17 protein-coding genes are annotated in these 21652 nt (G+C 63.0%); 4 read left to right on the plus strand and 13 right to left on the minus strand.

The annotated features are described in order from the left end of the window. Nucleotides 1–23 precede the first annotated feature (23 nt). From ACTJK9_RS22050 to ACTJK9_RS22110, 13 genes are read right to left on the minus strand one after another with little or no spacing between them, the layout of a single operon-like run. Nucleotides 24–1943: a hypothetical protein gene (locus ACTJK9_RS22050; protein WP_440816194.1), complete on the minus strand. Its 1920-nt coding sequence runs from the start codon at nt 1941–1943 to the stop codon at nt 24–26. Further along, nucleotides 1940–3259 (minus strand): lipopolysaccharide biosynthesis protein, encoded by a 1320-nt coding sequence (locus ACTJK9_RS22055; RefSeq protein WP_085613455.1) that lies wholly within the window; start codon nt 3257–3259, stop codon nt 1940–1942. Before ACTJK9_RS22055 ends, ACTJK9_RS22050 begins: the two co-directional genes overlap by 4 nt. After that, nucleotides 3256–4257, minus strand: coding sequence for a polysaccharide deacetylase family protein (locus ACTJK9_RS22060; protein WP_085613456.1), 1002 nt, complete (start codon nt 4255–4257; stop codon nt 3256–3258). Before ACTJK9_RS22060 ends, ACTJK9_RS22055 begins: the two co-directional genes overlap by 4 nt. A gap of 13 nt (nt 4258–4270) precedes the next feature. Further along, nucleotides 4271–5407, minus strand: coding sequence for a glycosyltransferase (locus ACTJK9_RS22065; protein ID WP_440816198.1), 1137 nt, complete (start codon nt 5405–5407; stop codon nt 4271–4273). Beyond that, entirely contained in the window at nt 5400–6368 is a 969-nt protein-coding gene (locus tag ACTJK9_RS22070; protein ID WP_085613458.1) for a glycosyltransferase, read from the minus strand. Before ACTJK9_RS22070 ends, ACTJK9_RS22065 begins: the two co-directional genes overlap by 8 nt. Beyond that, a complete protein-coding gene (locus ACTJK9_RS22075) occupies nt 6365–7735 on the minus strand; it encodes an O-antigen ligase family protein (protein WP_103387244.1) in 1371 nt (456 codons plus the stop codon). The genes ACTJK9_RS22070 and ACTJK9_RS22075 overlap by 4 nt, the downstream gene beginning before the upstream one ends. Further along, nucleotides 7732–8784, minus strand: a complete 1053-nt coding sequence (locus ACTJK9_RS22080; RefSeq protein WP_440816240.1) for a glycosyltransferase family 4 protein — start codon at nt 8782–8784, stop codon at nt 7732–7734. Before ACTJK9_RS22080 ends, ACTJK9_RS22075 begins: the two co-directional genes overlap by 4 nt. A 35-nt stretch (nt 8785–8819) precedes the next feature. Then, the gene (locus ACTJK9_RS22085) at nt 8820–10412 is read right to left on the minus strand and encodes a GumC family protein (RefSeq protein ID WP_085613461.1); all 1593 of its coding nucleotides are present in this window, start codon (nt 10410–10412) and stop codon (nt 8820–8822) included. Nucleotides 10413–10429: 17 nt separating this feature from the next. After that, nucleotides 10430–11455, minus strand: coding sequence for a polysaccharide biosynthesis/export family protein (locus ACTJK9_RS22090; RefSeq protein WP_236191147.1), 1026 nt, complete (start codon nt 11453–11455; stop codon nt 10430–10432). 21 nt (nt 11456–11476) lie between these two features. Next, on the minus strand, nt 11477–12124 hold the full coding sequence (locus ACTJK9_RS22095) for a CpsD/CapB family tyrosine-protein kinase (protein ID WP_039767764.1): 648 nt from the start codon (nt 12122–12124) through the stop codon (nt 11477–11479). Further along, complete coding sequence (locus ACTJK9_RS22100; protein ID WP_085613462.1) at nt 12124–12870, minus strand: sugar transferase; 747 nt, start codon at nt 12868–12870, stop codon at nt 12124–12126. Before ACTJK9_RS22100 ends, ACTJK9_RS22095 begins: the two co-directional genes overlap by 1 nt. An 18-nt stretch (nt 12871–12888) precedes the next feature. Continuing rightward, complete coding sequence (locus ACTJK9_RS22105; RefSeq protein WP_440816205.1) at nt 12889–13926, minus strand: NAD-dependent epimerase/dehydratase family protein; 1038 nt, start codon at nt 13924–13926, stop codon at nt 12889–12891. Next, entirely contained in the window at nt 13923–15275 is a 1353-nt protein-coding gene (locus ACTJK9_RS22110; protein WP_440816208.1) for a UDP-glucose dehydrogenase family protein, read from the minus strand. Before ACTJK9_RS22110 ends, ACTJK9_RS22105 begins: the two co-directional genes overlap by 4 nt. Before the next feature lie 382 nt (nt 15276–15657). Here ACTJK9_RS22110 and ACTJK9_RS22115 point away from each other — a divergent pair, with 382 nt between their 5' ends. From ACTJK9_RS22115 to ACTJK9_RS22130, 4 genes are read left to right on the plus strand one after another with little or no spacing between them, the layout of a single operon-like run. After that, nucleotides 15658–17355 (plus strand): sulfatase-like hydrolase/transferase, encoded by a 1698-nt coding sequence (locus ACTJK9_RS22115; RefSeq protein WP_440816211.1) that lies wholly within the window; start codon nt 15658–15660, stop codon nt 17353–17355. Between the two features lie 50 nt (nt 17356–17405). Next, on the plus strand, nt 17406–18059 hold the full coding sequence (locus ACTJK9_RS22120) for an ABC transporter ATP-binding protein (protein ID WP_085613465.1): 654 nt from the start codon (nt 17406–17408) through the stop codon (nt 18057–18059). Then, nucleotides 18056–20527: an FtsX-like permease family protein gene (locus tag ACTJK9_RS22125; RefSeq protein ID WP_440816216.1), complete on the plus strand. Its 2472-nt coding sequence runs from the start codon at nt 18056–18058 to the stop codon at nt 20525–20527. Before ACTJK9_RS22120 ends, ACTJK9_RS22125 begins: the two co-directional genes overlap by 4 nt. Next, nucleotides 20517–21584, plus strand: coding sequence for a lipocalin-like domain-containing protein (locus tag ACTJK9_RS22130; RefSeq protein ID WP_440816219.1), 1068 nt, complete (start codon nt 20517–20519; stop codon nt 21582–21584). Before ACTJK9_RS22125 ends, ACTJK9_RS22130 begins: the two co-directional genes overlap by 11 nt. Nucleotides 21585–21652: the final 68 nt, after the last annotated feature.

A 21652-nucleotide genomic window follows, 5' to 3' on the forward strand; every position in this document is an offset into this window, starting at 1 on the left:
GCGGCCGGACATCAACGGGGCGGTCATGAGGCGCTCCAGCGCAGGGCAAACAGGGTCTGTCCCGGCAGCTCGAAGCGCACGCGGCCGTCCTGACAGCGAAACGGCGCGTCGCGACTGCGGTTGTCGGCGCCGAAGTAGCGCAGCGCGCCGTTGTTCAACGGGCATTTGGCGCCCGCCAGGTCGACACGCTGCAAGCGCGTGCCCTTGTTCACGCCGAGCAGCCCGCGCTGATCGTCGCCGGCCATCGCCAGCACATCGACTTCGAACGCATCGTTCTCCAGCCACAGCACGTTGTGCAGCCAGTGCTGCTGAATGAACTGCTGGGCCAGGCCCACCGGTTTCAACTCGAAGCGGTCATCGCCCAGCACCCGCAACATGCCTTTGGGGTATTGCGGCTCATCGGCGGCCTGGAACCAGTTGAGCATGGTCAGCAAACCGTCCTGGGAGGCGTTGATCACCACCGAGGCCCACCACAGCGAGGTGAAATGAGTTTCCTGATCGTAGGGGCTCAGGCTCGAGCCGCTGGACAGGTTGGTCTGATCCAGCAGCAAGGCCTTGCGCGGCTGGCCCTTGGCATCGAGGCCAACCAGATCCGCCGCGCGGCGCACGCTGTCGCGGTACACGCGGGTGGCGAGCAGGTCGCGAATCATCCATTCGTGCCAGGCCAGCGCATCGACCTGATCGGCGGATTCACCGAGCAGGCGCCGGGCCCAGTCGATGCCACGCTTGTTCGCCGCGTTATCGGCGAACGGTCCGTTGATCAGCCGTGAACTGGCCGGCATCGCGATGCGCACGCCTGCTTTGGCATTGGCCGGATCGCTGCGCACCTGCCGGGCCATGCTGGTGAAGATCGAACGGTATTGCTCGTAGCTCGAATAATTCAGGTTGGGCTCGTCGGCGAACCCGATGTAGTGCGTACCTTTACCGCCCAGCGCACGGGTGCCGGCGAGCCAGGCGTCGAGGCCGCTGTTGCTTTGCACGTCGGCGCGCAGATCGGCCTGACGCTGACTGCCGGCAAGCAAGGTGATGTCCTGATGAATGCCGAACCGGTCCTGATAGACCTGACGAAACGCATCTTCGAAGTGCGGATTTTTTGCCGTCACGTCGACGAACGTGTAGTAACTGGCGGCCGTCGGTTTCAGTGCATCGAGCACCGGATGACTGGCGGGCGGCGGCATCACGTAGGGCAGGGCGATGCCCAGGTCCGGCGTGCGGCCGAGGACTTTGTCGTGCAGGGTCAGGCGCGTCTGGCCGTCGTCTTCACGCAGCGGTTTGAGCTGTTGCGGGGTCTGCGCGAACAGATTGGCCGTGCCGTCGAGCCAGAATGCCGCTTTGCCGCTGCCTTGCAGACGCAGGCGCCAGATCTGCTCGCGCTGACTGACGGGCAGCGCGAGCTGATCGAACTGCCAATAGGCGCGATAGGGTTTGAGCGACAGTGTCAGGGGCTGCCCGTCGCCGACCCGCTGCGCTTGCAGGGCGCTGACCCCGCCGTGAAACTTGCCCGCCAATATCGCGTGCTCACCGGCGGCGACCTTGAAATACAGTTCATCGCCATTACGGGTTTCTGCACTGAAATGCACCTTGGCCGGGGCAAACAGCGCCACGGTGGTTGCGTCGTGCTCGACCCGGTAACTGCGGAAGCTGTAGCCGGGGATCTCCAGCTGATAACTCGCGGCGCCCGGCGCCAATGGCCAGCTCTGACTGCCACGGGTTTCACTGGCCTTGATGAAGCGCTCGCCCTGCAATTGGCCCCGGCCGTCGAGCAGGTAAATGTGCTCTTCGTTGGCCTCCGCCTGCCACGCCGGCGCCCAGCGCACGGTCACCGTGTCGGGGCGATCCGCTTGCAGGTACAGACTGCCGTCGCGAATGTCGCCCCAACGCATAGACGCCGCGAAGGCGTCCAGCGACAGGCCGAGACCGAGCAGCAGGGCCAGGCCTTTCATGCCGATTTCCGTTGTAAGAAGCGACGCTGCAACATCAGCCACATCGGCGTGAGGTCGCTGGGCAGAATGATCAGGGTTTGCCAAAACGCCACGCCGCTCAGCCGGCAGTACAACACCAGCATCGCCACGGTCACCGCCAGATAGGCAATCGACGAAGCCGCCGCCGCGCCGACGATGCCGTAGGCCGGAATCAGCAGCAGATTCAGCGCAAGGTTGAGCAGCGCGCCAAGCCCCATCATCAACGACACCGTGCCGGGACGGTTCTTGCCGATCAGGTCCAGGCGCAGGATGCTGGCGTAGCACAGGCCCAGCAGCCCCGGCAGCAACGCGAGCAGCGCCGGATACGCCGGCTGGTAGGCGACGCCGAACAGGGTGACGATCAGCCATTCGCCGATCACGGCCATGGTCAGGCAGGCGCCGAGCATTACCGTGGCGGTCAGGCGCAGGGCCAGCGGGGTGACCTTGTCCATGCCTTCGTCCTGTTGCAGCAGGCGTTTCATCAGCGGCGTGGTCACCGCTTCCGGGACGATCAGCAGCAGTTCGGCGGCGGCGCTGGCCATCGCGTAATGCCCGAGGGCGGTGCTGCCGAGCAGGGCGCCGATGAACAGGTAATCGGAACGCAGGATCACTTGCTGGAACAGCAGATCCGGGTGGCTGCGGGCACTGAAACGCAGCAGTTCGTTCTGGCTGGCGCGATCCCATTGCAGTTGCAACGGCTGCGCGCGTTTGAGCCACAGCCAGCCGACCAGCACTACGAGGCTGATGCCGGCCAGCCAACTGATCAGCGCGGCTTCGAGGGCCGCTTCTTTCCACATCCAGAACAGCGCGAGAAACAGCAACAGCGGCGCCAAGGATTCCACCAGTCGCAAGGCATTGAACGCGACCACACCGCCGGACGCATTGTGCAAGGTCAGCAGACCGCTTTTGAGCACGGTCAACGGCACCGCCAGCAGCAACAGCCACGCCAGCAGACCGAGTTGCAGGGTCACGTCCAGTTCACTGCCGAACTCGCGTACCAGCGCCACCACCAGCAAGGTCAACAGACCCGCCAGCAAGCAGCCGAACACCAACACCTGCGCGAGCAACACACCCATCGGCCGCTGCTTGGCCGCCTGATAACCGACCGCCGAATTCAACCCGCCGCTGGTGGCGGCGCTGATCAGATCGGGCAGGGTGCTGAGCAGGGCGAACAGGCCCCGTTCGCTGGGGCCGAGAATCCGCGCCAGCAGCACATTCCTCAGCAGGCGCAGGGCGATCATCGCCAGTTTGGTGCCCATGCTCAGCGCCAGATGCTTGAGGTAACTGCTTCGACTCATGGTCGCGCCCCGCGATAGATCCGCCACGACAGCAGTTGCGGATTGCGCGCGGTGCGCTGGCTGACGCCGAAGCGTGGCAGGTTCAGCGGATCACCGGTGCCGCGATAGAGGCCGCTGCCGGTACCGAGGGCGAACGGGTAATCGTGATGGGCGATCTGTTCGCGGACCCGCTCATCGTTGTCGCCGTTGGGGTAGCAATACACCGGCAGCGGCCGGTTGCAGCCATTGAGCAGGGCATCGCGGCTGCGGCTGATTTCTTCGCCCAGGCGCACATCGTCAAGGCCGGTGAGGATCGCGTGACTGGCGCCGTGGGGGCCGAAACGCACCAGCCCCGACGCTTCCATTGCCCGCACCTGATGCCAGTCCAGCGCTTGTGGCAACGACTCCTGCGGACACTCGTCGGTCAGGCGTTCGAGTCTCTTCGGATCGAGCGCCTTGAGGCTTTGCAGATAATGCAACAGGGTCAGACTGCGGCGATCCACATCAATGTCGTCCAGCAGCACTGGCAACGGCTGGCCGGCGGCACGCAGGCATTCGATCAGGTGCGTGCGGGCTTTTTCACCATGACTGCCCCACAGGGTTTCGCCGATGCTTTCCCACCAGAAGCGCTGGCGGCTGCCGATGAAATCGGTGGAGAGAAAAATGCTCGCCGGCACCTGGTGTTTCTGCAGCAGCGGGAAGGCGTTGGCGGCGTTGTCGCGCCAGCCGTCGTCGAAGGTCAATGCCACTTGCGGACGCTCGGTGCGCAAGGCATTGGGTTGCAGGATCTCCATCAGCGGCACGCAATCGAAATGCTTGCGCAGCCACACCAGCAAGTGTTCGAAGGCCTTGGGCCCGACGCACAGTTCGTTGCGGTGCGGCAGGTCGGCGGCGCGGTCGTTGGACAGCACCCGGTGGAGCATCAGGATCACGCCGGCGCCGTGCAGCTGGTTGCGCCCCACGGACGAGTTGAGATAGAGCCAGCCGCTGGTGCGTTTAATCAGTTGCTTGATCGCCATGGCTCGATCCCTCTCAACGGTTTTGGTCAGGGTTCCACTGGGCATAACGCTGGCCGCGCAGGAACTGCCACAGGCCGATGCTCATGCCCGCCAGTGTCACCAGCAGGAATGCCGCAAGGCGGAACGGCTTGGGCAAGCGGTGTTGCGAATCCAGCAGGCCGGCAATCGCGATGGCATAGCCGACCACTTGCGCGATCAGGCTCAGGCGATAGAAACCGTGCTCTTGCCACAGCCAGAAATTGCTCAGCAGCAGCGGCAGCAACAGGATCGGCGCCAGGCGCCGGATCAACTTGTGGCTGATCAACGCAATCGAATACAGCCCATGCTTGAACGGATTGAGCAGCTCGCTGCGTTGCGCCAGGCTTTGCAGGCCGCCGACGGTGACCCGCTGGCGCCGGCGGAATTGCTTGACGGCTTCGTCCACGCCGTGGTCGATCACTTGCGCTTCGGGCACGTAGACGATGCGTTTGAATTTCACCGGTGCGCAGGTGCTGATGAAGAAGTCGTCGTTGACCTCGGCCGGCACGTTCTCGAACAGTTCGCGGCGCAGGGCGAGCAGGGCGCCGTCGGCGGAGACCATGCAGCCGGTACGGTTCTCGACCCTGCGCAGCCAGCCTTCGTAGTGCCGATAAAGGCTGTCGCCGATGCTCAAACCGCCGCCGGTGACCGGAATCACCATGTGCCCGGCGCAGGCGCCGACCTGCGGATCGCTCAGCGGCGCCAACAGGTAGCCGAGGGTTTCCCGCGACCATTGGTTGTCAGCGTCGGTAAACACCAGAATGTCGCCCGTAGCCAGCGCCGCGCCGGCATTCAGCGTGGCGGCCTTGCCCTGGCGGGGCAGGTCGAGCACGGTGATTCGCGGGTCGACGACCTTGTGTGCACAAGCCACGGTGTCGTCAGTGGAACCGTCGCTGGCCAGGATGATTTGCAGGGTCGCCGGCTGATAATCCTGGGACAGCAGCGAGCGCAGCTTGTGTTCGATGTGCCGCGCTTCGTTGTGGGCGGCGATCACGATGCTGATGTTCAGCGGCGGTGCCGGGCTGTGGCGCCACGCCGGAAACAGCGGCGCGAGCAGCGTCAGCAGCAGCGGGTAGCCGACATAGGCGTAGGCCGGCAGCAGCAGGCACATCCAGAAAATGAATTCAGCCACGGGCAGGCCTCCTGGCGTTCCAATGACACAGACTGAGAATGAACGCGGCGCCCGCCAGGTGCAGGCGCAGCCAGTGCAGGCCCCACAGTTGCAGGGTCAGGCAGACGTTGTGGTGCTTGGCGCTCTGGCGCACGCTGAGCACCAGCCCCGGCACCAGCGTCAGCATCACCATGATCGCGGCGTGATGGGGAAAGCCGTCGAGCAGCGCGGAGATCGCCAGGAAATCGAGAATCCAGACCAGGATCGACAGCATCGGAAACCGCAACAGGCGCAGGCTGAAACCATGGCTGCGCAGCAGTTGCAGGTGACTGCCCTGGCGCCACAGTTCCTTGCCCATCCACTCGCGCCAGTTCATTTCGTAACCCCAGTGCAGCGCGACGTTCTCATTGATCGACAGCAGTCGGGCGCCGTGCTCGCGCAGGCGCAGGGTGAATTCCTTGTCTTCGCCGGTGCGCAGGGATTCGTTGAAACCGCCGACCTTGTCGAACCAGCGCCGGCGCATCAACAGGTTGGCGCTGGGCAGCCAGTCGACGACATGGCTGGTATGTGTGGTCGGGCGCAAGGTCCGGCGCTGCCAGGCAGTGGCGTACCACGGCGCGGCGGCGGGGGTGTGCAGGTCGAGACCGAAGACATCGGCCTGGCCACTGGCTTCGATGTCGAACAATGGGCGTAGCCAGTCTTCCGGCATTTCGATGTCGGCATCGATGAACGCCAGCCATTCCCCGGTGGCGATGGCGGTCCCACGATTGCGCAACGCGCCGATCAGCAGGCCTGGCATCACCAGTACGTGGGCGCCGAACTGCCGGGCGATCTGCGGCCCTTCGTCGCTCGAACCATTGTCGACGACGATCAGTTCACACTCGACATCCGCCGCGTGCGCCGCTTTTTGCGCGGCCAGCAAGGTGCGGCCAATGTGCCGGGCCTCGTTGTACATCGGAATGACGATACTGATCCGGCTCATGTCCTGCTCTCCGTCAGCGGTGCCTGCTCGGCTTTGAGGCGCAAGACGCTGGTCATGGCGAGCATGATCCACACGTATTTCTGATTCGGCGCGCTGAGGAACATCAGGAACAGCGTCAGCGACAGAAAACTCACCCCCAGATGGGTCATCAGATCCGCCTGTTGCCAGTCACGCCGCAACATCCACGCCTTGCGCGCCCGCATCAGGTTGTACAGACCCAGCGCGAGCATGCCGACGAACATCAGGCCGGCAGGAATCCCCAGCTCACTGAAGATTTCCAGGTAGGTGTTATGCGCCCGGCGATACAGGTCGCCGATCTTGCGGTTGGCGGAAAACGCCTTGGCGTAGCCGGTGGTGGCGTAGTGCAGCGGAAAGGTGCCGGGGCCGGAACCGAGCAACGGGTTCTCGCGGATCATCTGGCCACCGACCACGATGTACGAGGCACGGCGACCGAGGGATTCGTCGTTGTGGCCCTTGGCGCCGGCGCTCAACACGCTGAGGGACTGGATGCGCGCGATGTAACCGGCGGGCATCGCGTAGATTGCCAGCGGAATCACGATCGCCGCACCGAGCATGGCAAACCCCAGATGACGCGGGCGAATCCGCGCCAGTTGCGCGCGGTAGTGCCAGCAACCGATCACCAGACTCAAGGCCAGCACCACCAGCCCGGAGCGCGATTCGGTCTTGGTCATGCCGCCGAGCAACAGCAGGCAGCAACCGCCCCAGAACAGGCGATGCAACAGGTTCGGGCTGCGGATCACCAGCAGCAGCCCCAGCGGAATGGCGAAGGCGATGAGCAGGGCGAAAGCGTTGGGGTCTTCGAGCAGGCCGGCGGCGCGGCCCTGATCCTGGAATTTGCTGGAGAACATGGCCATGGCGCAGGTCGTGCTGACGGCCAGGGTCACCAGCCGGGCGAACAGGTCGAGGTTCAGCTCGCGGCCGATCAGCAGGGTGATGACAAACAGAATCAGGCCGACGCTGATTTCCCGCAGATGACCGAGCGACATGCCCATGTCATCGGTGTTGAGCAGGCTCAGAAAGTACAGAACCATGAAGGCGATCAGAAAACGCCAGATATTGCTGCGCAGGCGATCCGAGGGAATCTGGTGCATCGCCAGTTGCAGCATCAGGATCACCGCCAGCGAAGCGCCGATCAGCTTGCTGCCCGACAGTGAACTGTCCTTGAAGAAGCCCTCGAACGGCACCAGGGCGGCGATACCGAGCAGGCCCCAGGTCGGTTTGCGGTACAGCACTGCGAATCCGACCAGGCCGATGACTGCGCCTGGCGCCAGATAGGGCCAGGGACTGGCCAGCAGAGCGATGCAGGCCAGCCCCAGCAGACTGACGATCGAGAGCGGGAAAATCATGCGCGTGCCTCCCGTGCCGTGCGGATGTACAGCTGCGACCAGCGTTCGGCCAGGGCCTTGAGGTCGTAGCGATCCTGTTGCGTGCGTTTTGCGTTGTCGCGCAGTTGCCGCGCCAAGCCAGGCTCGGACAGCAAGGTGTCGAGCTGGCGGGCGAGGGCGGCGCTGTCGGTGGGGGCCGCAAGCAAACCGTTGTGGCGATGCTCCAGCACGTCGGGAATCCCGCCGACGCCGAACGCCACCACCGGCACCCCGGCCTGCATCGCTTCCAGCAGAATCATCGGCGTACCTTCGGTGCGCGAGCTGATCACCAGCGCATCGAGTTGTTGCCACCAGGGGCGCATGTCGGTCTGGTAACCCGGCAGGCGGATGCGCTGCTGCAAACCGGCGGCGTCGATCCGCGATTGCAAGTCTTCGCGTTCCGGGCCGTCGCCGAGCATCACCGCGTCGAGTTGCGGGTGCTGGTGACATAGCGGGATCAGCGCGTCGAGAAACAGATCCGGGCCTTTCTCACTGCTCAAACGCCCGACGTAACCGGCGAGCCAGCGTGGTCCTGGGGCATCGCAAGGCAGGGCGGCCGCTGCCGGCAATCCGTTGGGGATCACCTGCAATTTTTCCGCGCGTACGCTGGCCTGACGGTGCAACACCGCGATGCTTTCGGCGACACACACCACCCGATCCACCGACGCCGTGCGGCATAGTTGCAGGCTCAGCCAGGTGTAGAACTTCTGCTTGCGGCTGCGCGGGGTGAAGCCGTGTTGGGTAATGACCAGCGGCAGGCGCAACAGCGTGGCGCCGACCCAACCGAACAACAGCCCTTTGAAATTGTGAGTGTTGATCAACGGACGTTCACTGCGCCGCTGACGCAAGTGCCGCAGCAGGGCACCCAGCCCCGCGCAGCCTTGCGCATCAACGCCAGCCTCGCGAAAGCGCGCGATCAGTTCCGGCGGCGCATCGAGGAACAGCACCTGGTGCTGCCCCGGCGTCGCCAGGCAATGATCGAGCAACATCCGCTCGGCACCATAGAACCCGCCGCTGCTGAGCAAATGCATGATCGGCAGCGCGGCGTTCTGGGTAGGGGACGTGTTCAATTGCGCACCCAGTGCACGAAGCTCGGCACGGTCCAGTTCTTGTGCGGGTTGCTCGGTTGCGCGTTCTGGTCGTTGATCACCAGTAGCACCGGCAGGCCCAGTTCGTGGCTGATTTGCGCCGGGTGTTTGAAGCGGTGGTCGAAGAACTCACGCACGTAGACCAGTGCAATCGCCAGCAGCAAACCGGTGAACAGCCCGAACGGAATGATCAGCATCGGCTTGGGGAACGCCGGTTCGGTCGGTTCGAACGGCGGGCTCAACACCCGGGCGTTGGACAGGTCATCGCTCAGCGAACGGGTGGTGCTGCTTTCGGCAAAACGCTGGGCGTAGGTCGAGAACGCGGCGTGCAGGGCATCGATCTCGGTGTCCATCTGCCGCAGCTTGCTCTGGGTTTGCTGCAGTTCATGGATGCGGTTCTTGAACTCGGCGATGCGCGCGGTTTTCTGATCGATCACCTGCTGGACCACCGCCAGATCGTTGGTGCGTTCCTGGATACGGTTGCTCACCACCTTGAGGAACTGCTGACGGGTGCGGGCAATCTGCTCGCGGGTCAGCAACATCGGTTCACTGCTGGGCTGGAACACTGCCAGATCGTTCATGTAGCGGCTGACCTGGGTGGTCAGTTGCTCGCCCATCTGTTTGATTTCACGATCCTCGAACGCCACGTTGTCGACGGTGGTGGTGAAGGTGTAGGGGAAGGTGTAGTCGTTGAGTTTGCTGTTACTGGCGGCGGCCAGTGCGGTCTTCAGGTACTCGAGCCAGCGCTGGCTTTGCAGCAGGCGGTCGCGATACAGGTTCAGCGCCTGCTCTTCGGTGTTGATCGCGTTGAGGCGGAAGGTGATTTCCTCCTTCGGATCCGACGCGCCGACACTTTCCAGCAACGCCTGGCGATTGCCTTCCAATCCATCGAGACGCACCTGATACAGGTGTTTCTTGGTTTCGTAGAACGATTGCGGCAGGTCGATCGATTGCAGCGCCTGACGGCTCACCAGATAGTTCTGCAACAGGGCAGAGACGAAGGTCGTGCCTTGATGCGGATCGGGGAAGCTGTAGATGATCGAGATCACGTTGGAACCAGGCAGGGTCTCGATTTTCAGGCTGTCTATCGCATCCTGGGTCAGCGCATCGAGCGCGGTGTCGCGCACCGGATCGGTCTCAAGCCCCAGGGTGTTGCGCACGGGGTTGATCACGTACTGGCGCAGCGGCGAACTGATGTAGCGCTTGAACGGCTCGCTCACCAATTTGCTGAACATGCCCGGTGAAGGCGTGTATTCGCCCTTGTCGCGCAACTCGCTGATGGTCTGACGGATCAGCGCCGGCGAACGCAGGATGTTGCTCTCGGTTTCCATGTCCGCCAGCGATGGCGGGATGAAGGTGGCGTTGTCCACGGTCAGCGACGTGGTGGCGTCGCCCTGCGACAGTTTTTTCGACTGCACGATCACCTGAGCGGTGATATCGAAGGTCTGCTTGAGCAGCAGCGGCAGCACCAGCGCGATCACTGCAAAGATCAGGAAGACCCGTTTCACCAGTTGCTTGTTGGCGAAGAAGATCCTGAAGAACTCATGCAGGTAATTTTCCTTTGGATTCATGATCGGTCACCTGAGAGTCAGTTGTTGTTGCTGTCTTTGTTGTCGACGCGGTAGCCGAAGCTGAAGCCCACACCCTGGAACAGCACCACGTCGGCCAGTTGCCGGGCGAGTTCGCCGGCGCTGGCCAGTTTGGTTTTCGGCACGTACAGCATGTCATCCGGTTGCAGGTAGGCGATTTGCGGCGCCTCGCCCGACAACGCTTTCTCGACGTCGTACCGCACCGCCTGCACCTGATTGCCGTTGCGCCGCATGATCATCACCGAATCGAGCCGCGCCTTGACGTTGGTGCCGCGGGCCAGGGTCAGTGCCTCAAGCACCGACACCGGCCGACGGATCGGGTAGGAACCCGGCTGGCCGACTTCACCCAGCACATAGATTTCGTTGCCGGCGGTGGACTTGAGCAGCACGTCCACGGTCATGCGGCCCGGCAGTTGCGCGTACTTTTTGTTGAGGAAGGCTTCGAGCTGGTTGACGGTCATGCCTTGCAGCGGCACCGCGCCGATTTCCGGGAAGCTCGCGTAGCCGTCGGTACCAACGGTGATCTCGCGGCTCATGCCGGTGGCCGGGTGGTTGAGGGCGCTTTTCAGGTTCTGCTCGTTGGTCAGCGGGCTGATGATCTGCACCGTCAACTGATTGCGGTTGGGCTGGAACAACTGTTTGCGTTGATAGGCGCGCTGGATTTCCTGGCGCGCTTCTTCGCTGGTCAGCCCGGCGATTTTCACCGAGGTGTTGGCGCCCGGCAGTTCGATGGTGCCGTCCGGCAGCACCAACTGGTTGCCATTGAGCTGGCTGGCAGCGGTGAAGTTAAGGCCGATCTGGTCCCCCGACTGCACGCGATAAGCGTCCGAGCCGCTGGTGCTGATGTGGAAGATCACGTCCAGCACATCCTGCGGGCGCAGGGTCTGCTCGACCTTCGGCATGTCGGTGGCCTGGGCGTTGGCCGGGGTGGCGGTGAGAATATTCACCGGCATGTTCTGGGTTTCGGAGGTGCTCGAGCAGCCTGCAAGCGGCAGCATCAGCAGCACAAGAATCCTGGCGTTCATGGCGTCATCCTTTGCGGTTGCTTACAGGTTTTTGTAGAGCCATTTAGGCATGTAGTACTTGCGTCGGTTGAACACGCTGCCGACCACTTTCGCCCCGGCCTGGGTCAAGCGCTGGACCGCCGCCTGGGCAACTTCCCAGCGAGTGTCTTCGGCGCGTACCACAAACACCACGCCGTCGACCTGGGTGCTGATGACCAGCGTGTCGGCCGCCGAATACACCGCGTCGCCGTCGATCACTACAAAGCGGTACTGGCTGCCCAGTTGATCGAGCAACGGGCTCAGACGCTCGGCGGTCAGGTGCTCCAGGGTGCGGATCGGCCGGCCGTTGGGCAGCACATGGAATGGCAGGCTCGACACCTGCACCACGCAGTCCTGCAACAGCGGCGGGTTGTCCGGGTTGAACAACAGGTCGCGCAGGCCGCGCTCCTTGCTCAGGTTCAGTTGCTGGGTCAGGTTGCTCGCCGACTGGCTGGCGTCGACGTACAGCACCTGGCCGCTGCTCATCTGTGCCAGTTGGCTGGCCATGGCCAGGGCGCTGGTGGTGGTGCCGGCGCCGGGGTTGGCGGCGGTCAGAAACAGGATCCGCAGATCCAGGTCCAGCACGGTCGAGGTCAGGTTCGACTCGCTGGGGCTGGCAATGCTCAGGCTTTTGTTGGTTGAACCGTCCATTAGCTTGCTCCGTGGCCGCTGAATACTTTGAAGGGGGTTTTCAACAGAATCTTCAGATCAAGCAGTAGGCTCTGCTCGGCGATGTAGCTGAGGTCCAACTCAACGCGCTGGTCGAAGTCGATATTGCTGCGTCCGGAGATCTGCCACAGGCCGGTCATGCCGGGGTAGATCGCCAGACGCGCGAGGTGACTGTCCTTGTAGCGGTAGGTGTTGAACGAGGTCGGGCGAGGGCCGACCAGGCGCATGTCGCCGGTCACTACGTTGATCAGGTTGGGCAGCTCGTCGAGGCTGGTGCGCCGCAGGAAGCCGCCAATCCCGGTGATGCGCGGGTCCTGGTCGATCTTGAAGTCGATGGCGTCGGCACCGTGCTTGTTCAGGTGGCGCAGCGACTCTTTAAGCTCTTCGGCGTTGGCGACCATGGTCCGGAACTTGTACATGCCGAACTTGCGGCCGCGATAGCCGGTGCGTTTCTGCACGAACATCACCGGGCCTTTGCTGGTGAACTTGATGGCCAGCGCCAGACCGATCAGCAGCGGCGAAATCATCAGCAGAATCATCAGGGCGCCGAAACAGGCCACCACCCGATTGGTGCGCGACAGTTGCCACGGCCGGCCACCTTCTCGACCGGTCATCCAGCCCTGGCCCTGGCGGTGGATTGCCGCGTCGAGGCGCATTCGCTGTTCCGGATCCATGCGTTTGTCACGCACCAGTTGTTGGATCGGTATACCTTTCTCAAGTCCAGTCATGGAGTCCTCCGCTGATGTTCAGCCGCGAACGGCGCGTGGGCGATAGGCAGTGGGGTAGTAATCGCGGAACCAGGCGACAAACCGCCCCAGTCCCTCATCCAGCTCTATCCGGGGCTGAAACCCGGTGGCCTGGGCCAGGTCGCTGGCCTCGGCGCAGGTATTGAGTACGTCGCCCGGTTGCAGCGGCAGCAGCTCGACCACGGCTTTCTGGCCGAGGTGTTTTTCCAGCAGGGCGAGGTAGGTTTTCAGCGCCACCGGGTGCTGGCCGCCGATGTTGAACAAGCGCCACGGCGCCATGCTGCTGGCCGGGTCGGGTTGTTCGCGGTTCCACTCGGGATTGGCCCGGGGTGCCAGCTCGATCAGGCGTTCGATGCTTTCGATGATGTCGTCGATGTAGGTGAAATCGCGCTGATGCTCGCCGTAGTTGAACAGCTTCAGTGGCGAGCCTTCGCTGATGGCCTTGGCGAACTGGATCGGCGACATGTCCGGCCGGCCCCACGGCCCGTAGACCGTGAAAAAGCGCAGCCCGGTGCAAGCGATGCCGAACAGATGGCTGTAGCTGTGGGCCATCAATTCATTGGCTTTCTTGGTCGCGGCGTACAGCGACAGCGGGTGATTGACGCCGTCCTGCACCGAATACGGTGTGCGCTGGTTGGCGCCGTACACCGAACTGGACGAGGCGTAGATAAGGTGCTCGACCGGGTACTGGCGGCAGCACTCCAGGATGTTGAGGAAACCGTCGAGGTTGCTGTGCAGATAGGCCCGTGGATTTTCCAGCGAATAGCGCACTCCGGCCTGCGCGGCGAGATGGACCACGACTTGCGGCCGTTCGCTCGCGAACAGCGCTTCCAGCGCCGCAGCATCCGCCAGATCAATCGTGGCAAGCTGGAAATCTCCAATCTGCTTGCGCACCCAGTCCACCCGATCGTGCTTGAGCTGGGGATCGTAGTAGCCGTTGAAATTGTCCAGGCCGATCACCTGATGCCCGTCGCGCACCAGCCGCAGCACGCAATGAGCACCAATGAACCCGGCCGCACCGGTGACGAGGATTTTCATGGCCGCAACCCGTCAGGCGCGATGTGGCGCAGACCGATGCCGCTGTAGTGCAGGCCGGCAGCTGCGACTTGTTCCGGGTTGTAGAGGTTGCGTCCGTCGATGATGACTTTCGAGCGCAGCTTGCTGGCCAGCAGCTCGAAATCCACGACGCGGAAATTCTTCCACTCGGTGCAGATCACCAGTGCGTCGGCATCCTCGAGGGTGTCGTCGCGGGTGGCGCACAGGTGCAGGTCATTGCGGTAACCGTAAAGGCGCCGGCACTCGGACATCGCTTCCGGATCGTAGGCCTGCACGCTGGCGCCTTCGGCCCACAGCGCTTCCATCAGATAACGACTCGGGGCTTCGCGCATGTCATCGGTGTTCGGCTTGAACGCCAGGCCCCAGATCGCGATCGACTTGCCGGCCAGACCTTGAGGGAATTGCGCCCTGAGTTTGCTGAACAGAATGTGCCGTTGCGCGTCATTGACTTCGGTGACGCTGCGCAGCAGTTTCAATGGCATGCCGTTGTGTTCGGCGGTGTGCAGCAGGGCGCGCAGGTCCTTGGGAAAGCACGAGCCACCGAAGCCGCAGCCCGGGTAGATGAAGTGATAGCCGATGCGTGGGTCGGAGCCGATGCCCTTGCGCACCGCTTCGATGTCGGCGCCGAGCAGTTCGGTGAGGTTGGCCAGCTCGTTCATGAAGCTGATGCGGGTGGCGAGCATGGCGTTGGCTGCGTACTTGGTCAGCTCGGCGCTGCGGTTGTCCATGAACATCAGTTTTTCGTGGTTGCGGCAGAACGGCGCGTACAGCTCGCTCATCTGCTCGCGGGCCAGGTCGTCGCGAGTGCCGACGATGATCCGGTCCGGCCGCATGCAGTCGGCGAGGGCGCTGCCTTCCTTGAGAAATTCCGGGTTGGACACCACTCGCACCGCCAGACCATTTTTGCCGCGCCGCTGCAGTTCTTCTTCGGCGGTGTGCAGCACCTGATCGGCCGTGCCGACCGGCACCGTGGATTTGATGATCAACGTGCGATCGTCTTCCATGAAGCTTGCGATCTGCCGCGCCACGTTGAGCACATGGCTGAGGTCGGCGGAGCCGTCTTCATCGGCCGGCGTACCCACGGCGATGAAGATCAATGCGGCATGTTCCACTGCATCGCTGGCCTGGGTGCTGAATAACAAACGCCCGGCCTTGATGTTTTCTTCCAAAGTTGCCGAAAGACCCGGTTCGCTAATAGGCGGTACCGCCTGTTGCAGTTGTTTAATCTTGTTCGGGTCAATATCGACGCACAATACGCGATGTCCGACATCGGCAAGTGCGGCTGCTTGTATCAGGCCAACATAGCCCGTACCAAATACGCTCACGTCCATATTGGCGTGCCTCGTAAGACGGTGGTGGAAGATTGAAAATGGAACTGTCAAAAGGGGTATAGCGCAGCGTGGGAAAAGCGTGTCAGCAAAATGACATGTTGCAAGGGTATAACACCCCCATTTTTGGGGGCGAAAGGCCATCAAGTGCTTGCTGTAGCTGGATTTGTCCCGTTCTTGACGTGTTCGAAGAAAACGATAAACGGTCGTAGGCCACGTATTTCAAGGGTTTTAACGACTTGGGTGTGTCAGATTTGAGTCAACGTTTTTTTGACGCTTTTTGATTATGTCCGACATTTCTTGCGCTTTAATGGCCCGGTGCTAGTGTCAGATTTTGACCGACAAACGCTTGACAACCTCTCGTCGGACGCACTCCGGAATTGCCATGTTTCGATATCTGAAAGAACTGCTTTTAATTGTTTATCTATTGCTTTATTCCGAATATTACCTTGACCGTTTAAATGCGATGGGTATCGGTCTGGCAGTACTTCTTTTTGGCGCGATGTTTTTGACGCTGACTTTCGCATTAATACTGACAGCCTATATACGTCAGACTTTCATTCGGCATTTGTTCGCATTAACCCTGTTTGTTTCGGCGGTGTTCTTCGACGTTTACACGAGGGTCACCGCCGATTACCTGACCTATAGCAGTTTTGTCTCATTGGTGTACTCCGGCGGCTTCATCCAGGAAGCGGCGTATCAGTACCGGGGGGCGATCATCCACGGTCTGCTCAACGGGTTGCTGCTGTTGTTCGGGATCGGTCTCAAGCCCCGGCACACGATCCCGGTGCCCAACGCCTTGCGGATCGCTGCGCCGTTGTGCGGTGTGTTGCTGCTCAGCGCCTTACTGTTCGTGCGCGCCGGGGAGGGCGCGCGCGGGTTGCCGATCATGTACACGCCGCTGGCCTATCTGAACCTGTTCGGCTACGAAGCGCTGCACAACACCGTCGGCCCGCGTGAGCCGGTGACCCTGGCGCGCAATGGCCCGGCGGTCGGCCACGACATCGTGCTGATCATCGACGAGAGCATTTCCGGCAATTACCTGGATATCAACGCGCCGTTCGGCGTGCACAGCAACCTCAAGCAGGCCCGTCCCGGCGTCGAGATCTTCAATTACGGCTACGCGGCGTCCATCGCCAATTGCAGCGCCGACACCAACATCACCCTGCGCTACGGTGGCACCCGCGCCGACTACATGCGGATCAACAGCACGCTGCCGTCGATCTGGCAGTACGCGAAAAAGGCCGGCCTGCGCACGGTCTACATCGACGCTCAGCGCACCGGCGGCAACCTGCAGAACCTGATGAACGATGCCGAGAAAAAGGACATCGACGAATTCGTGCAATTCGACCAGACCAGCGTGCGCGACCGCGACATGGCTGCCGCCGCCAAGCTGATCGAACTGCTCAACGACGGTAAACCGCAGCTGGTGCTGATCAACAAGGTCGGCGCGCATTTCCCGGTACACGACAAATACCCGGACGCCTTCATGGCCTACCGCCCGACCTTGCCCCGCGGGCAGTTCACGGAAGTGGCCGACACCGGTGAACGCACCGGCTTCAACGGCCAGCCGGATGACTGGGTGCTGTATCGCAATGCCTACAAAAACACGGTGCTGTGGAATGTCGGCGAGTTCTTTTCGCGGGTGTTTGCCCAGGCCAATCTGAACAACGCGCTGCTGATCTACACCTCCGACCACGGGCAGGATTTGCACGAACGCGGCAATCCCGGGCTCAACACCCACTGCGGCGGCGACCCGGTGGAGGAAGAAGGGCTGGTGCCGCTGGTAGTGATTCAGGGCGATCAATTGCAGACACTCGACTGGTCGGCGCAACTGGCGGCGAACAAGGATCGCTCCAGTCACTACAACATCTTCCCGACCCTGTTGCAGTTGATGGGCTACGACCTGCCGGGAATCGAAGCGGTGTACGGCAAACCGTTGAGCGTGGCGACGGCGGATGAATTCACCTTCAACTACCGCTTCAACGCGCGGCTGGGGGCCAAACCCGAGTGGAAACACATCGATCTGAACAGCATCGTGACGCCGGGTGAAGCGCCGACGAGTGTGGCGGTGGGTCAGTAACGCGTCGGTATCCGCTATCCTTGGCCGACACGGATCGATCGGATGGCGGCATGCTCCAGGTTCAAAACGTCTTCAAAAGCTACCTCACCCCGCAAGGCCCGTTGCCGGTGCTGCAAGGCATCGACCTGACGCTCGGGCCCGGCAGCAGTCTGGCACTGATGGGCGAGTCGGGCAGCGGCAAGAGCACGCTGCTGCACCTGATCGCCGGGCTCGACAAGGTCGACAGCGGCAGCATCAGCAGCGGCGAACATCGGCTCGACCGGATGAACGAGGCGCAACTGGCCAACTGGCGGCGCACCGAAATCGGTCTGGTGTTCCAGCAGTACAACCTGATCGGCAGCCTGCGGATCGAAGACAACCTGGCGTTTCAGGCGCGGCTGGCCGGGCGGCATGACCCGCGCTGGCAGCAGCATCTGGTGCAGCGTCTGGGGCTGGGCGAATTGCTCAAGCGCTATCCCGAACAACTCTCCGGCGGCCAGCAACAGCGGGTCGCGCTCGGTCGGGCGCTGGCCGCGCAACCGAAATTGCTGCTGGCCGACGAGCCCACCGGGAGCCTCGACGAAGCCACCAGCGACGAAGTACTGCGACTGTTGCTGGAATTGCTCGACGACACACCCACCACCTTGCTGATGGTCACCCACAGTCAGCGCGTGGCGGCGCGGCTGGCGGAGCGCGTGGTGCTGTCCAGCGGTCGGTTGACGTGAAGGTTTTCCGCCACGCGCTGATGGCGCTGCTCAGTCACTGGCGGCGCCATCCGGTGCAGTTTTTCAGCGTGCTGACCGGGCTGTGGCTGGCTACCAGTCTGTTGACCGGAGTCGAAGCCCTCAACAGTCAGGCGCGGGACAGTTACGCGCGGGCCAGCCAAATGATCGGCGGCGAGCCTCAGGCCAGCCTCAGTACGCCGAACGGCGCAACGTTCCCGCAACAATGGTTCGTTGACCTGCGGCGTCTGGGCTGGCCGGTGTCGCCGGTGCTGCAAGGGCGCCTGATGCTCAAGGGCCACGAAAACCAGCGCCTGCAGTTGATGGGCATCGAACCGGTGTCTTTACCCGGTGACAGCGCGGTGGCCGGGCAGGCGATGCCGATTGAACGCGTCGTCGAATTCTTCACCCCGCCGGGCAGCACCTGGATTTCTCCCGAGACCTTGCGGGCGCTGAACCTCGCCGAGGGCGCGACCCCGGCCAGCGAAACCGGCCAGACGCTGCCGCCGCTGCGGGCGCAAACCGACATGGCCCCCGGCGTGCTGCTGGTGGACATTGGCGCCGCTCAGCGCGTGCTCGAACAACCCGAGCAACTGTCGCGTCTGCTGCTGCCGAAGGATTTTCACGCCGAGGTGCCGGCCGCGTTAAAAGGCCAGTTGCAGCTCAAGAGCAGTGGCGAGGAAAACAACCTTGCGCGATTGACCGAAAGCTTCCACCTCAACCTCGATGCGCTCGGGTTTCTCTCGTTCATTGTCGGTTTGTTCATCGTCCACGCGGCCATCGGTCTGGCGCTTGAACAACGCCGGGGATTGCTAAGCACCTTGAGGGCCTGCGGGGTCAGTGCGCGGATGCTGATCGCTTGCCTGATCGTCGAACTCGGCGCGTTGGCGTTGATCGGCGGGCTGTTCGGCGTGGTCAGCGGTTATTGGCTGGCGAGCGTGCTGTTGCCGGATGTCGCCGCCAGCCTGCGCGGTCTGTACGGCGCGGAAGTGGCGGGGCAGTTGCGTCTGAGTCCGTGGTGGTGGTTCAGCGGCATCGGTTTGAGCCTGCTCGGCGCGTTGCTGGCCGGGGCCAACAGTCTGCTGCGGGCGGCGCGACTGCCGTTGCTGGCGGTGGCGGATCCGCAGGCCTGGCATCAGCAACATGCGCGCTGGTTGCGGCGTCAGGGTTGGGTGGCCGGCGTATGTGCAGTGATTGCCTTGGCCGCGCTGGTATGGGGCAACAGCCTGGCCAGTGGGTTTGTGTTGATGGCGGGGCTGTTGCTCGGCGCCGCGCTTGCGCTGCCGGTGTTGCTCAGTGCGCTGCTCAACGGGTTGCTCGGGCGCAGCCGCTCGGTGCTCGGGCAATGGTTTCTCGCCGACTGCCGCCAACAATTGCCGGCGCTGAGCCTGGCGTTGATGGCGCTGCTGCTGGCGATGGCGGCGAACATCGGCGCCGGCAGCATGACCGCCGGTTTCCGCCAGACCTTCAACGACTGGCTCGAACAACGGCTCACCGCCGAGCTTTATCTGAACCCGAGCAATCCGGCGCAGGCGCGGGAACTGTCCACCTGGCTCAAACAGCAACCGAGCGTCACCGCGATCATGCCCAACTGGCAGGTTTCGGTGACGCTGCAAGGCTGGCCGGCGGACGTGTTCGGGATCATCGATCATCCGCACTATCGCCAGCACTGGCCATTGCTCGAAGCGCGGGGTGACGACCCGTGGGCGGCGCTGGCCAAGGACGATGCGGTGATGCTCAGCGAACAACTGGCGCGTCGTTTGAAAGTCAGGCCGGGCGATCACCTGACGATTCCCACGCCGGGCGGGTCATGGTCGCCGCGTATCGTCGGGATCTACGCCGACTACGGCAATCCGAAGGGCCATGTGCTGGTCAACAGCAATCACCTGTTGCGCGGCTGGCCGCAGCTGACGCCGAACCGCTTCAACCTGCGCATCGACCCGCCGAACATCCCGGCGCTGCTCACGGCCTTGCAGGCGCGCTTCCAGCTCGACGACAACCGCATCGTCGATCAGGCACGACTCAAGGGCTGGTCGGTGCAAGTCTTCGAACGCACCTTCGCCGCGACCGCCGCGCTGAATAGCCTGACGTTGGCCGTCGCCGGCGTGGCGCTGTTCATCAGCCTGCTGACCCAGAGCCAGAGCCGCCTCGGCCAGCTCGCACCGTTGTGGGCGCTGGGTGTGACGCGGCGGCAGCTGATGCTGCTCAATCTCGGGCAAACGTGGCTGTTGGCGCTGCTGACGCTGGTGCTGGCCTTGCCGTTGGGCATCGGTCTGGCGTGGTGTCTGGACGCGGTGATCAACGTGCAGGCCTTTGGCTGGCGTCTGCCGCTGCGGGTGTTTCCATGGCAGTTGCTGCAACTGATGGGGCTGGCGCTGCTGGCGACCTTGCTGGCCTCGGCGTGGCCGCTGTATTCGCTGTACCGCACGCAACCGGCGGACTTGCTGAGGACGTTTGCTCATGAGGACTAGGTTTGCGCTGGTGTTTTTGGCGTTGTTGCTCGGTGGTTGCGACAACCCCACAGCGGAGCAGAAGGGTTTCGCCGGCATGGGCGCTCAGGCGCAGGCGTTTACACCGGTGGTGCCGGGGCGGGTGTTCAGCTTCCCGGCGGATCACGGCGCCCATGACGGCTTTCGCATCGAATGGTGGTACGTGACGGCCAATCTCAAGGATGCGCAGGGCAATGATTTCGGCGTGCAGTGGACGTTATTCCGCAGCGCCCTGAACGCCTCGCCGCAGCAACCGGGCTGGGCCAACCAGACGATCTGGCTCGGGCACGCGGCAGTGACCTCCGCCAGCGTCCACCACGCCGCCGAGCGTTATGCCCGTGGCGGTGTCGGGCAGGCCGGGGTGCGTGCGGCGCCGTTCGAGGCGTGGATCGATGACTGGCGTTTCGTCAGTCAGGCGAGCGATCCCCTGGCCGACCTGCAACTCAGCGCCCGGGACAAGAACTTCAGCTACCAGCTGCGCCTGACCTCCAGCCGCCCGCTGGTGCTGCAGGGCGACAAGGGTTTCAGCCAGAAATCCGAACAGGGCCAGGCGTCGTATTACTACAGCCAGCCGTTTTTCCAGGCCAGCGGCACCCTGCAGATCGACGGTCAGACCTACACCGTCAACGGCCCGGCCTGGCTCGACCGCGAATGGAGCAGCCAGCCGCTGACCGCCAATCAGACGGGCTGGGACTGGTTCTCACTGCATCTGGACGGCGGCGAACACGTCATGCTGTACCGCATGCGCCAGAAGGAAGGGGCGCCGTACCTGACCGGCACGTGGATTGCCGCCGATGGCCAGACCGAAACCCTGCACGCCGAGCAGATCAAGCTGACCCCGCAAGGCACTGCGAAGGTCGCCGGCCGCTCGATGCCGGAGCGCTGGTCGATCGAGATCCCGACGAGGAATCTGCAGATCACCCTCGATGCAATCAACCCCGACGCCTGGATGAACCTGCGCATTCCGTATTGGGAAGGGCCGGTGCGCCTGAGCGGCAATCGGGGCGGGCAGGGCTATCTGGAAATGACCGGGTACTGATTCCGCGCACCTGCCTGCGAAGGAATCGATTGGAACTCTGTCCAGGATGCCCCCTCTACCGAGGAACA

This window comes from Pseudomonas sp. 22082, assembly GCF_052046055.1.
GTDB classification, from domain to species: domain Bacteria; phylum Pseudomonadota; class Gammaproteobacteria; order Pseudomonadales; family Pseudomonadaceae; genus Aquipseudomonas; species Aquipseudomonas pharyngis.

Bases quoted from the DNA above. Each gene is read 5' to 3' on its own strand.
- ACTJK9_RS22085 (WP_085613461.1), bottom strand. From the start codon at position 10,412: ATGAATCCAAAGGAAAATTACCTGCATGAGTTCTTCAGGATCTTCTTC.
- ACTJK9_RS22070 (WP_085613458.1), bottom strand. From the start codon at position 6,368: ATGAGCCGGATCAGTATCGTCATTCCGATGTACAACGAGGCCCGGCAC.
- ACTJK9_RS22100 (WP_085613462.1), bottom strand. From the start codon at position 12,870: ATGACTGGACTTGAGAAAGGTATACCGATCCAACAACTGGTGCGTGAC.
- ACTJK9_RS22130 (WP_440816219.1), top strand. From the start codon at position 20,517: ATGAGGACTAGGTTTGCGCTGGTGTTTTTGGCGTTGTTGCTCGGTGGT.
- ACTJK9_RS22095 (WP_039767764.1), bottom strand. From the start codon at position 12,124: ATGGACGGTTCAACCAACAAAAGCCTGAGCATTGCCAGCCCCAGCGAG.
- ACTJK9_RS22110 (WP_440816208.1), bottom strand. From the start codon at position 15,275: ATGGACGTGAGCGTATTTGGTACGGGCTATGTTGGCCTGATACAAGCA.
- ACTJK9_RS22050 (WP_440816194.1), bottom strand. From the start codon at position 1,943: ATGAAAGGCCTGGCCCTGCTGCTCGGTCTCGGCCTGTCGCTGGACGCC.
- ACTJK9_RS22120 (WP_085613465.1), top strand. From the start codon at position 17,406: ATGCTCCAGGTTCAAAACGTCTTCAAAAGCTACCTCACCCCGCAAGGC.
- ACTJK9_RS22105 (WP_440816205.1), bottom strand. From the start codon at position 13,926: ATGAAAATCCTCGTCACCGGTGCGGCCGGGTTCATTGGTGCTCATTGC.
- ACTJK9_RS22055 (WP_085613455.1), bottom strand. From the start codon at position 3,259: ATGAGTCGAAGCAGTTACCTCAAGCATCTGGCGCTGAGCATGGGCACC.
- ACTJK9_RS22060 (WP_085613456.1), bottom strand. From the start codon at position 4,257: ATGGCGATCAAGCAACTGATTAAACGCACCAGCGGCTGGCTCTATCTC.
- ACTJK9_RS22080 (WP_440816240.1), bottom strand. From the start codon at position 8,784: ATGCATTTGCTCAGCAGCGGCGGGTTCTATGGTGCCGAGCGGATGTTG.
- ACTJK9_RS22115 (WP_440816211.1), top strand. From the start codon at position 15,658: ATGTTTCGATATCTGAAAGAACTGCTTTTAATTGTTTATCTATTGCTT.
- ACTJK9_RS22090 (WP_236191147.1), bottom strand. From the start codon at position 11,455: ATGAACGCCAGGATTCTTGTGCTGCTGATGCTGCCGCTTGCAGGCTGC.
- ACTJK9_RS22075 (WP_103387244.1), bottom strand. From the start codon at position 7,735: ATGATTTTCCCGCTCTCGATCGTCAGTCTGCTGGGGCTGGCCTGCATC.